The 11,440-nt window shown below is 53.0% G+C and carries 10 protein-coding genes; 5 read left to right on the top strand and 5 right to left on the bottom strand.

Annotated features, from left to right (window positions below):
- Window positions 1–14: 14 nt before the first annotated feature.
- From PY311_RS01260 to PY311_RS01275, 4 genes are all read right to left on the bottom strand, one after another.
- Complete coding sequence (locus PY311_RS01260; RefSeq protein WP_286146856.1) at window positions 15–1,325, bottom strand: TRAP transporter large permease; 1,311 nt, start codon at window positions 1,323–1,325, stop codon at window positions 15–17.
- Window positions 1,325–1,816: a TRAP transporter small permease gene (locus PY311_RS01265; RefSeq protein WP_286146857.1), complete on the bottom strand. Its 492-nt coding sequence runs from the start codon at window positions 1,814–1,816 to the stop codon at window positions 1,325–1,327. Before PY311_RS01265 ends, PY311_RS01260 begins: the two co-directional genes overlap by 1 nt.
- Before the next feature lie 124 nt (window positions 1,817–1,940).
- Complete coding sequence (locus tag PY311_RS01270) at window positions 1,941–3,020, bottom strand: TRAP transporter substrate-binding protein (RefSeq protein WP_286146858.1); 1,080 nt, start codon at window positions 3,018–3,020, stop codon at window positions 1,941–1,943.
- A 263-nt stretch (window positions 3,021–3,283) separates the two neighbouring features.
- Entirely contained in the window at window positions 3,284–4,204 is a 921-nt protein-coding gene (locus PY311_RS01275; protein ID WP_286146859.1) for a LysR family transcriptional regulator, read from the bottom strand.
- Window positions 4,205–4,317: 113 nt separating this feature from the next.
- Between PY311_RS01275 and PY311_RS01280 the strand changes: the two genes are divergently transcribed.
- From PY311_RS01280 to PY311_RS01290, 3 genes are read left to right on the top strand one after another with little or no spacing between them, the layout of a single operon-like run.
- A complete protein-coding gene (locus PY311_RS01280) occupies window positions 4,318–4,641 on the top strand; it encodes a UxaA family hydrolase (protein WP_286146860.1) in 324 nt (107 codons plus the stop codon).
- Window positions 4,638–5,810: a UxaA family hydrolase gene (locus PY311_RS01285; protein WP_286146861.1), complete on the top strand. Its 1,173-nt coding sequence runs from the start codon at window positions 4,638–4,640 to the stop codon at window positions 5,808–5,810. Before PY311_RS01280 ends, PY311_RS01285 begins: the two co-directional genes overlap by 4 nt.
- Before the next feature lie 18 nt (window positions 5,811–5,828).
- A complete protein-coding gene (locus PY311_RS01290) occupies window positions 5,829–7,127 on the top strand; it encodes a Sapep family Mn(2+)-dependent dipeptidase (RefSeq protein ID WP_286146862.1) in 1,299 nt (432 codons plus the stop codon).
- 921 nt (window positions 7,128–8,048) lie between these two features.
- On the opposite strand, the gene PY311_RS01295 is transcribed toward PY311_RS01290, so the two are convergent.
- A complete protein-coding gene (locus PY311_RS01295; protein WP_286146863.1) occupies window positions 8,049–8,849 on the bottom strand; it encodes an IclR family transcriptional regulator in 801 nt (266 codons plus the stop codon).
- A gap of 368 nt (window positions 8,850–9,217) precedes the next feature.
- Between PY311_RS01295 and PY311_RS01300 the strand changes: the two genes are divergently transcribed.
- Both PY311_RS01300 and PY311_RS01305 read left to right on the top strand, forming a co-directional pair.
- On the top strand, window positions 9,218–10,297 hold the full coding sequence (locus PY311_RS01300; RefSeq protein ID WP_286146864.1) for an NAD/NADP-dependent octopine/nopaline dehydrogenase family protein: 1,080 nt from the start codon (window positions 9,218–9,220) through the stop codon (window positions 10,295–10,297).
- A gap of 74 nt (window positions 10,298–10,371) precedes the next feature.
- Window positions 10,372–11,412, top strand: a complete 1,041-nt coding sequence (locus PY311_RS01305; protein WP_286146865.1) for a TAXI family TRAP transporter solute-binding subunit — start codon at window positions 10,372–10,374, stop codon at window positions 11,410–11,412.
- Window positions 11,413–11,440 lie beyond the last annotated feature (28 nt).

Here is an 11,440-nt window from a genome sequence, read left to right on the forward strand (position 1 = left end):
TTACGTTAAAATCATTAATGCAGCAGAGAGGGCAGGAATTCGGATATTGCAGGAACGAAAGCCACCAGCAGCAGGATAGGCACAGCCGCGAACACGATATAGGGGATCATGGGCTTGACCATCTTTTCCACGGGGACATCACCCAGTCTTGCGCACAGGAACAGGGACATAGCCATGGGAGGCGTAATGGAGCCAACACCCAGAGCAACGAACACCAGCACGGCGAACTGAATCACGCTCATGCCAACAGAGGTAGCGGTGGGCAATAGCAGCGGAGTCAGGACCAGCAGCAGGATGTTGCCGTCCAGGAAGAAACCAGCCACAAACAGCACAGCCACCAGGATCAGGATGATGACGATCTTGCTGTCAGACACGCCGGTAACGAAACTGGTCACCATATCGGGCACACCGTTGGTCACCATGATACGAGTGAAGATCATGGTGAAGGGGAAGATGATCTGCAGAGAACCCATCTGATAGGCAGCAGTGGCGAAAATGTCAAACAGGTCGCGGGTCTTAACGGTGCGATAGATGCACACGCCCACGATCACGCCGTACAGGCAGCCGACAGCGCCAGCCTCGGTAGCGGTGAAGACGCCGCCGTAAATACCGCCCAGAATGATAACGGGCATGAGGATAGCAGGGATCAGGGAACGGAAGAGCTGCCAGTTGGACTGCTGCTTCTTGACTTCGGTAGCCACCGTGGCGGAGGCTACAGCGTTCTCGGGGAAGAAATACTTGGGAACCATGAACCGGTTGATGATGATGTAGAAGATAATCCACAGAATACCGGGGATCACGGTAGCCATGAACAAATCAGCCACAGAGGCGTTGGCCACCTTGGCATAGATGATGGCGTTCATGTTGGGGGGGATCATATAGCCGAAAGGACTGCTGCAGGCAATCAGGCCATAGATGAACTCTTTCTTGTAGCCCTTCTGCTCCAGACGGGGACCAAGCATGGTGCACATGGTAGAAGCGGTAGCCAGACCGGAGCCGCAGAGAGCGCCAAAGAAGCCGGAAACAACAGGAATAGCGTTGGCGAGGCCGCGGCCCTTGCCCTCTTTATCCGTCAGCTTCTGGCCCAGGTCCACCAGAGCGCCGGCAATACCGCTGCGCTCCATCAGAGTACCGGCAATCAAGAACAGGGGGATAGCCAGCAGGGAGAAAGACTCAACAGAGAACCAGCCGGTGGAACCCCAGCTGCCAGTCGTCAGTCCATTGGTGAAGGAGAAGATCATGGCGCCAGCCAGGAATGCCAGCGGAATGTTCATACTCATCATAATGAGCGCCAGGATCAGCGCCATACATGCGACGATACTCATTAGCCCTTCACCACCTTCAAAGCGTATTTGATCGTATTCACATACGTATAAATCGTCATACCAACAGTGCCGATCAGCTCAAAACTGTAGGCGATCCACAGGGGGAAACCGATCGAAGAGGAAATCGTGCCAGCCTCATAGGTACGGATAACCAGCAGCCAGGCACTGTTGCAGAAATAGGTCAGTACCAGAGCGGCAATCAGGGAAGTCAAGGTGCGCAGAACGTTCTGAGCACGGGGGTTTTTGATGAGAGAATAGATAATCTCAATTTTGACATGCGCGTCATTGCGGGAAACACGGATGCCGCCCAGCCAAATGCAGACGCACATGAAGTAGACAGGCAGTTCCTCAATACCGCCCATCTGAATCCGGAACACATACCGGGAAATGACCATTGCGCAGACAATAATCGTCAGCAGGACCATGAGCACGCCTGTAAAGTATTTCAGGAACGCGTCAATGCCCTTATCCAATTTCTCCAGAAATTGCATATTTGCCCTCCAAGTCTCTATCTATGGTTTTACTAAAAATAAGCGCCCGATTTAATTTGCATTCCAATTAAACCGGGCGCTTTTTCACACTATTGCTGTAAAATCAGGAGCAAAGCGGTTCTGATTAGGCGTTGGCGGCAGCGTCGGCTTCCACAATGGACATGACCTGATCATAGAAATCAGCGCCGATGTAATCGCGGAACTCGTCATCGTGAGAACGGGCATAATCGACCCAAGCCTGACGCTCATCGTCAGAGAGCTGGTAAACCTCGCAGCCCAGCTCAGAGAGCTGACCCATAGCCTCGGCGGCGAATTCCTTCTCCTTTTCATACTCGTACTCGGAGGACTCCCAAGCGCAATCAACAACGATCTGACGCAGGTCGTCGGGCAGAGTGTTCCAGCACTTGTCGCTCAGCAGGAAGCCCTGGCTCATGAACTGCCAGTTGATATCGGTGTAGTGGTCGCAGACTTCATAGAACTTGCTGTAGATACCAACGCCGGCAGCAATCTCCATAGCGTCGCAGGTCTTGGTCTGCAGAGCAGTGTAAACCTCGGAGAAGGAGATGACGGAAGCGTTGCAGATGGGAGCCCAGAAGTACTTGACAACGGGGTCCTCATAAATACGCATGGTCAGATCCTTCATATCCTCGGGAGTGGCAACCTGGTGCTTGTTGTTGAACAGGCCGCGGAAAGTGCCCACACCCTGACCAATCAGGTGGATGTTGTACTCCTCCAGGATGGAAGCATACAGCTTGTACAGCTCACCATCGGGGTTGGCCATCAGACGATGCAAGGCGTCCACATCAGCCACCAGATAGGGGATAGCCTTAAAAGCAAAACGGGAGTCAAAGTTGGACTGAGCCTGGCCATAGAACATATCCAACTCATTGTCGCGGACCTGAGTCAGCAGCTCGGACTGGCCGCCCAGAACAGACTCATAGTACGGGGTGATGGTCACCTGGCCATTGGTCTTCTCGCTGACCAGCTCGCAGAACTTAGCAATCTGCATACCGTAGCCGTTGTAATCGGGAGACAGAGCGGGATCGGAGCAGTCGGTGCCGAGTTTGAACTCGTAGGTGGCGGCAGCGGCATCGCCGGAGCCGGAGTTGTCGCTGGCAGCGGAATCGTCCTTCTTAGAGCCGCCGCAAGCGGTGAGAGACAGGACCATGACAGATGCCAGAAGCAGAGACAAAGCTTTTTTCATTGGGGTTCTCCTTTCTTTCTTGACAGATGATTCAAACAGAATCGGTGCGCATATGCGAACGACAACGGATATATGAACCATGAGCAAATGATATTTCAAATATTTGCTGATGTCAATAAAAAAACACGAAAAACCTCGTTTTTTACGTCTTCGACAAAAAAGCAACTGTTGATTAGATGTTTTTAACAAAAAGATGAATGGATTAGGAAAAATTATTTCTGAAATGCATCTCCGAGAGAGGTTTTGTAGGAAATTCAGCGGCTTTAAAGCTCTTTCATCAGTTTTTGCAGCTGCCCCAAGTAGGCCTGTCCCAGCGGGGAGAGGGTTTGCCCGCAGTGGAGCACGCTGAAGAAGGTGATCCGATTTTCCTCGCCAGGGAGGGGGATGGAGGCAAAGTCATAATGGGGACCGTGTTTCCAGGGCGTTGTGCTGATAAAAAAGGCGTTGGAGTGGGCCACGATGCTCTGACAGGTCATGGAGTCATTGGTGGAAATGATAGTGGAGGGCAGCGTGGTGAATAGGCTGCTGATGCTGCCGGAGGCATCGTCGTAAAGACGGCTGTAGTCTTCATCATTCTCGATAATGACGTAGGGGTAACGGTCCATGTCGGTCAGATTGCCGCTGCGGATCATGGGATGTTCTGCCCGCATGACGGCGTGAAGGTTGCTTTCTCCCAAAGGTGCCAGCTCCACACCCTTAATGCGTGCAGCCTGCCTTAACCGGGGAATGGCGCTTTTCATGGAAAAGAGAATACCCAGGTCGGCCTCAGAGCAGGAAACAAGATCGATCACATCCCGGCGGGAGCATTTTTGCAGCCGTAGGTTCATCGGGACGCTCCAGAAGCCTTCATCAGAGATGGCCAGCAGAGGCGCGTATGCGAAAAAGGAACGCATGGCCGCCACGGAGAAATGTTGGGGGTTGCATTTGGTCCGCACCTGATAGAGCTTTTCCAGGTCCTCTTTCTTTCGCACCAGGTCCTGGGCGTAAGCGAGAAATTCCCGGCCGGCGGTGGTGAGCTGAACGCCCTTGGAGTTGCGCTCAAAAAGCTGGATGGAGAATTCCTCCTCCAACTGCCGGACAGCGTTGCTGATGTTGCTCTGATGGGTGTAAAGATGCTCGGCGGCCTGGTTGATGGAGCCGAAACGGGCCGCTGTAACAAAGTAGGTGAGTTGCTGAAAGGTCATGTAGGCAGCCTCCTGATCTTGAGATATATAAAAAACACATGGGTAGCGTGCAACTTTTCCCAATGGCGTGTTTTGGCGGGAGCTGGTATACTGAAAGGAGAGGTGAAGGTAAGATGGAAATTTACGCGATTACCCTGAATGAAAAGGATAATGTGGCTGTTGTTCCCCAAGCTGTAAAGGCAGGAGATACAGTTCTTGCTGCCGGTCTGAAGCTGACAGCCGCAGAGGATATTCCTGTGGGACACAAGATTGCTCTGCGGCGGATCCCTGCCGCGGAGATGATCGTCAAGTACGGAACGGCGATTGGTGAGGCCTCTTGCGATATTCAGCCGGGCCAATGGGTCCATACCCACAACGTAAAAGACATTACCGAGCGGCTTTGCAACGAATACGCCGCCGCATACCGGAAACGGGCAAAGGAGTTGGAGCAGAGATGAATCAGACAGTTATGGGCTACCGCCGCACCTATGGGCGGTTCGGCATTCGCAATCAGGTTTTGGTCATGTCTCTGGTCCAGTGCGCCAACGGTGCAGCCACGCAGATCGCCGCCCGATGCGGTGTGCCGGCTATCACGATCAATACCGGCTGCGGTGAATATCATGACCAGGAGAACCGGACGAATTTGGGGCTGATCCGGGCCGGCCAGCATCCCAATGTATACGGCGTGGTGCTGGTAAGTCTGGGCTGCCAGTGGACAAATCCGCAGGCAATTGCCGCTGAGATTGAAAAATACGGCACGAAGGTCTATCACCTGTGCATTCAGGATGAGGGCGGCGTAAAGCGGACTGTAGAAAAAGGGACCACTTTGGTGAACCAGCTTCTGCAGGAGGGAAAAGAAATGCCCAGAGAGCCATTCCCTGTCTCTGATCTGATAGTTTCAGTTTACTGCGGCGGCTCCGATTGGTCAAGCTCTCTGGCGGCAAATGTTACCACCGGTGAGGCGGCCGATCTGCTGGGTGATGCGGGGGCGGCGATTGTCAGCGCCGGGATCCGTGGTATGCCCGGTCATGAGCGCCACCTGATCGAACTGGCAGCCACTCACGAAGTGGGCGAGCATATCCTCAACATTGTGGAAGAGTACCGCAACGACGTATTGAAAATGACCGGCCAGTCTATCGCGGATGTGAATCCCACCCCCGGCAACAAGGCTCACGGCATCACAACGCTCTGTGAAAAGGCTATCAGTAATCTGGAGCTTTCCGGCAACCGTACAAAGGTAGTAGGCGTTCTGGAGGTAGGCGAGGATGTTCCGGCCTCCGGCCAATGGCTGCTGGACAACCGGCAGGGCGGCAATGACGTTTACGCCACCACGGCTTTGGCCATGACAGGCGCTCATATCTGCCTGTTCACCACGGGCAGGGGCACGCCCCTCGGCAACGCTGCCAGCGTGACCATCAAGATCACCGGCAACCCGGATACCTACGCAAGACTCGGCGGAGAGATGATCGATTTTGACGCCTCTCCTGTCATTACCCAGCACCGGGATTACCGGGACCTGGGCAAGGAGCTTTACCAGCAGGTGCTGGAGGTTGCCAGCGGCGCGGAAACAAAGGCGGAGGCCCTGGAGGACTTCAGCTGGGTCACGCCTCCCTTTGGCAAGATCTGAGAAAGGAGTTGTTTTCTCATGCCTTATACAAATGAAGAAATGCTGGAATCTCTCCGGAAGCTGCTGCGGATCCCCAGCGTATCCGGCCATGGCGCCAATCCCGGTCAGCCCTACGGCAAAGAGGTAGACGAAGCGCTGGACCATACGCTGGCCCTGTGCCGTTCTCTGGGAATGCGTACAACGAAGCTGCCGGGCAAGACCGCCTGGGCGGAAATCGGACAGGGTACGGAAATGATTGCTGTGGTCCCGCATTTGGATGTTGTTCCGGCGGGAGATGGCTGGACTGTGGAGCCCTTTGACGGTACAGTAAAGGACGGACGGCTCTATGGCAGAGGTTCCTCTGACAATAAGGGTCCGGCCATGTCCTGCATTTACGCTGCCGCTGATATTTTAGAAGAGACCGGCGGACGGCTGCCCCGGCGGCTTCGCCTGATTTTTGGACAGAGCGAGGAGACTGGCGTCTGGACTGATATGGATTATTACCGGCAGAATGAGGAAAAGCCTATTGCCGGTTTCACACCGGACGCTGAATTTCCAGCACTGAACGGTGAAAAGGGAATGCTGTGGGCAGAGCTTGCTGTACCAGCAGCAAAGAGCGGCCTGCAATCCCTGAAGGGCGGCACGGCCTGCAATATTGTTGCGGCCCAGTGTGAGGCGTGCTACAAGAATCATGATGGGCAGCCCGTCCGGCTCTCTGCCGCCGGAAAGGCAGCTCACGCCACCGTGCCGGACCAGGGTGTCAGCGCCATTGCGGTAGTTATGCGGGAGTTGTATGGCCGTGTGGAGGACCCGTTGGTGGCATTCCATGAAAAGTATGTGCGGGATACCTGCCACGGGGAATATATGGGCATTGATATCACAGATGAGGCCAGCGGCCGGACCACACTTTGTGTGGGTATGGTCAGCACTACGCCGGAGGAGATCACCATGACGCTGGATATCCGCTATCCGGTGACCGCAGATGGCGAGGGGATTTTGAAGAAGGTGCAGGATGCCGCCGCTGACTGCGGTGTGGAACTGCGCATCCTGAAAAACGCCAAGCCGCTGTATTATCCCAAGGACCATCCGGTTTTACAGCAGGTTCTGGCAGCCTATCGGGAAGAGACTGGCGACCTGGGTGATCCGATCGTGATCGGCGGGGGGACGTATGCCCGAGGAATTGACAATATCGTAGGCTTTGGCGCTGCTTTCCCGGGGCATATCCACACAGAACATCAGAATGACGAATATGTGGAGCTTGCGGACTTCTACCTACAGAGGAAGATCTATCACAATGCGATGCTGCGCTTGCTGAACATGGAACTTCCAACGTTGTAACGGATAACGGCTCCTGTATAAAAAGACTAAAACACAGTTATGAAGGGGCCAAAAGCAAAAGTGATCTGCCTCATGCCGGTGCGGTACGGCCTTTTTCCTTCATGCAGGTTTTTGTGAAGCTGACCTCAGGAAAAGTACATACCTTTGAATAGGTACTTTCCGGAATCTGATCAGCTTCTTACTGGCGGCAGCTATAGTAGTTAAAGAGAACAGTCCTTTTCTGGCTTTAGGAATTGTCCTGCTTTTCTGCGCATGCGGTCGGAAACGAGAAATAGGCGGATGCGGCTATACTGAACCGCAGTGACTGGCATTTGTTAGATTGTTTGCGGCTGAATGAAGAACTGAACTTTGTGAAGATAGGCGCTGCGCTGCTGTGCGCATTGTGCACGGCGATTATACACTGCCGGCCTGTTGCAGGAAGGCAGTATTCTTAAAACCATTGTTCTGCACTTCTATGCCTGGAGTTGTGTATTGGCGGAAATCATGATGACTTCTTTTCCGCTGTCTGTCCTTAAAAGCCTGTTTTTCCGTTTGCTTGTGGGGCATTCGCCGCTATCGGGCAGCTTTTCCCGACCCTTGCTTTCAGGTGGAGCCAACCTCTGAGATCAGCATTTACCGGTATTCCGGCGTGGCGGTGTTTACCGCCGCTCTGGGCTATTAAGGCTTAGATGAGCCTCTGAGCATCGCATCTATTATGGGTGCCGCTTATTTTAGCAAGTATTTTCTGAGTGTTTGAGTACTGCGGACGCTTTCAGGACTGATACCTTATTAAATATATAGGCGTAGATATGAAAGCTGACATGAGAATCAGAAAAGGCAGGCCGGTCAACTGTGTTCTACAGTTAACCGGCCTGTTATTTTCAGCATATCTCTTATCCGACGGATGGGGCCGTCAGATAAGAGATATGCCGTAAATACGCTTTACAGGTTTCTAAAACCACTGAGGGAGAAAATGTCGGAAATATCCTCTGTAGTGCTTGCCAATGTGTTTTCAATCCGCTGGGCGGAGACCGGCAGCAGCCGTGTACAGTCCAGAATTTTTTCCGGCGTCAGACGGAAGACAGGGAGGATGATCCCCAGGGCGGCAACGACCTTTTCCTGATGCCGGATCGGCGTGGCAACGCACTGAATGCCGGGCTCTACCTCACCGTATTCGTAGGAAAGGCTGGTAAAACGAGTTTCCTCCATTTGAACATGGAGGCGGTAAAGATTGATATCGTTGGGGAGCGTCTGCCCGTTGCTGAGGAACAGATCGGAAATTTCCTTCAATTTGTAGTCGCACAGCAGAGATTTGCCCACAGCACCCAGACAAGCGAGCTCGCTCTTTCCGGGGGATTTTTGGCAGTGAACACCATCCCGGGGGTCTGTTCTATGCAAAAAAAGGCTGTTGCGGCCATCTAACACTGCTAAGCAGCAGGATTCCTCTAGCCGTGTGGTCAGATGGCGCATCTCATTGTCGATAAATTTATTGATAGAGATCTTGCTGCGGTAAATTGAAGCGGCCATATAGAGATTGACACCAATAGAATATTTATTTGTGCGATAATCCATATCAATGTAACCCCGGGCCACCAGGGTCTGCAGGATCGGGAGTATGCTGCTTTTAGGCGATTCCAATGCCTGAGCGATTTCCGTAAGTGTAGCACCGTCTGAGCTGGTGGTTGAGAGCAGCTCAAAGATATCCAGCACACGGGAGGTTGAGCGATGTGCGGTCTGCGCCATAAAGGTTTTTCCTCCATTTATTATCATTTATATTATTTTAACATAATTTGCTGTACTTTGCAACCAATATGCCAGGGAATTTTGTAAAAATTATCAAAAGAACTGCTTTAGTTCTCTCTTAAAGAGAAATGGCGGAAAAAGAAACGCAAATAAGCGTAAATTTATTACGCAATCAAATTGTAAGGATGGATAAAGTCATAGAGATTGCAGGGAGACCGAGGTACTAATATAGACAATTTTTGCTGTATAAGTTTGGCGGTTTTTTTTATTGACATTCGCGGTTATATCCATTAAACTTTACAGCAAGGTAGTTCTTATATAAAAAGCCGTTCTGATATAAGAACAAATTTGCAGATAAGGAGCGCAGTATGGACAAGTTGAAATTTGCGGTTATTGGCGCCGGCGCCGGCGGCCAGACCATGGCGGCCTATCTGGCAAGCCAGAATTATTATGTGACACTGTATGACCATGACAAGGCGAAGATTGCCCGCTTGAATGAGCTGGGCAGAATCGTTGTTACGGGTAAGTTTGAATGTGAAGGCTTTCCGCAGGTCTGTACGACCGTGATCGATGAGGCCGTTAAGGATGTGGACGTGATCATGGTCTGCACCACCACGGACGCACATAAAGAGATCGCTGATCTGTGCGCGCCTTATCTCCATGATGGTTCTATCTTTATGCTGAACCCCGGCCATGTGGGCGGCGCTTTGGAGGTTAGCCACATTATTCGTGATGTCCATGGCTGCAAGGCTGACATTATTATTGCCGAGTCCGGCGACCTGATGTATGCCTGCCGTTCCTATGAGATTGGGCAGACCTTCCAGTCCGGCATTAAGGCCGGTGTGGATGTAGCGACCCTGCCTGCCGGCGATGTGAACCGTCTGTTGGATAAGATCGGCGGCATCTTCACAAATTTGAAGCCTGTTAAGAACATTCTGGAGACCGGCTTTGAGGGCGGCGGCGCTATGCTGCATCCCATTCCCAGCCTGATGAACGTGAACCGCACCGACATGGGTGAGAATTACGATTATTATATGGCCGGTATCACCCCCAGTATCGCAAAGCTGGTTTCCGCCTGCGATGCGGAGCGTCTGGCTGTCTGCCGTGCTCTGGGCTTGGAGGTTCCTTCTCTGGTGCACTCCCTGCAGAAGATGTACAAGCTGGACCAGGAGGACCTGTATGACCTCCTGCAGCACAATGCGGCTTACAAGGGCCTTCGCAGCCCCACCAGCCTGAATCACCGCTTTATTGTGGAGGATACGGTCAGCGGTATTGTGCCTTTGGCTTCTATCGGTCATATGCTGGGCGTTGAAACGCCGGTGATGGATTCCTTTATCTTGATCGCCAGCATTATCTGCGGCCGGGATTTCAAGGCCGAGGGACGCACGGTGGATAAGCTGGGCCTGGAGGGCAAGACCCTGGAAGAAATTTACGCAATGATTTCTTAAGCGCTGATCCTGATTTATGTGGAGAGCCTGAACAGACTCTTCCATAAAAATAAAGTAAGCTATGGAGGCTGAAGATGAAAAGATTCCTGACCCTGGTCCTGGCAATGGCTATGACCCTATCCCTGGCTGCCTGTGGCGGCAGCTCTAACTCCAGCGATAGCAAGGAACCCGCACAGAATACCGACTCCAGTGACACCAACGCATCCGACACCAACAGCAGCATTGATCCTACTGCCCTGTATGCCATTGGCGGCGGCGCCACCGGCGGCACCTTCAATGCCATGGGCTCTACCTTCACCCAGTTCTTCAATGACGGAAAGGTTTACGGCCAGTTCTCCTCCACCGCCACCACTGGCGGCGTGCAGAACATCATGTTCATGCAGAACGGCACCTGCGATTTCGGCATTATCGGTCTGAGCGTCCTGGTGGATGCCATTGACGGTACCAATGCTTTCGATGGTAAGCCTTATGAGGATGTCAAGGTCATCACCCCTCTGTACAACGCTTATTTCCAGCAGTTCTGCACCAAGGACATTAAGACCGAGGCTGACCTGCGCGGCAAGAAGCTGGTCGTTGGCGGCCCTGGCTCTGGCGATGAGGCTACCGCTAAGCAGCTCTACACCCTGATGGGCATGAGCTTTGATGATTTCGATCCCCAGTACCTGGGCAGCAACGAGGGCATCGAGGCCATGAAGGACGGCCACGCTGACGGCGCAATCGCTGTGACCCAGCTTCCTTTCTCCAGCTTCCTGGAGCTGACCAACGCTGAAAAGGCTTATCTGATGCCCCTGTCTCAGGAGACCATTGACAAGGCCTGCGAGCCCGGCGAGCACAGCATCCCCGTCTGGTTCCGCGCAACCATCCCTGCCAACACCTATAAGACCCAGCCCGAGGACATTGCCACCATCGCACAGGGCTCCTATCTCTGCTGCCGCGGCGATCTGTCCGATGAACTGGTCTATGAGCTGACCAAGTACATCTGGGAGAACATCGGCGACCTGAACATGCTCCATGCCGCTCTGGCCAACCTGACCATTGACGATGTGAAGGACTGCGCAGATCTGCCCATTCATCCCGGTGCTCTGAAGTATTATCAGGAGCAGGGCATCCTGTAAGGGACTCTCTCCGCAAGTAAGATAGAGA

The organism is Neopoerus faecalis (genome assembly GCF_029218125.1).
GTDB classification, from domain to species: domain Bacteria; phylum Bacillota; class Clostridia; order Oscillospirales; family Oscillospiraceae; genus Oscillibacter; species Oscillibacter faecalis_A.

What these genes read in the sequence shown, in the direction of transcription:
- PY311_RS01300 (WP_286146864.1), top strand. Translation starts at nt 9,218, where the DNA reads ATGGACAAGTTGAAATTTGCGGTTATTGGCGCCGGCGCCGGCGGCCAG.
- PY311_RS01285 (WP_286146861.1), top strand. Translation starts at nt 4,638, where the DNA reads ATGAATCAGACAGTTATGGGCTACCGCCGCACCTATGGGCGGTTCGGC.
- PY311_RS01275 (WP_286146859.1), bottom strand. Translation starts at nt 4,204, where the DNA reads ATGACCTTTCAGCAACTCACCTACTTTGTTACAGCGGCCCGTTTCGGC.
- PY311_RS01290 (WP_286146862.1), top strand. Translation starts at nt 5,829, where the DNA reads ATGCCTTATACAAATGAAGAAATGCTGGAATCTCTCCGGAAGCTGCTG.
- PY311_RS01265 (WP_286146857.1), bottom strand. Translation starts at nt 1,816, where the DNA reads ATGCAATTTCTGGAGAAATTGGATAAGGGCATTGACGCGTTCCTGAAA.
- PY311_RS01295 (WP_286146863.1), bottom strand. Translation starts at nt 8,849, where the DNA reads ATGGCGCAGACCGCACATCGCTCAACCTCCCGTGTGCTGGATATCTTT.
- PY311_RS01260 (WP_286146856.1), bottom strand. Translation starts at nt 1,325, where the DNA reads ATGAGTATCGTCGCATGTATGGCGCTGATCCTGGCGCTCATTATGATG.
- PY311_RS01305 (WP_286146865.1), top strand. Translation starts at nt 10,372, where the DNA reads ATGAAAAGATTCCTGACCCTGGTCCTGGCAATGGCTATGACCCTATCC.
- PY311_RS01270 (WP_286146858.1), bottom strand. Translation starts at nt 3,020, where the DNA reads ATGAAAAAAGCTTTGTCTCTGCTTCTGGCATCTGTCATGGTCCTGTCT.
- PY311_RS01280 (WP_286146860.1), top strand. Translation starts at nt 4,318, where the DNA reads ATGGAAATTTACGCGATTACCCTGAATGAAAAGGATAATGTGGCTGTT.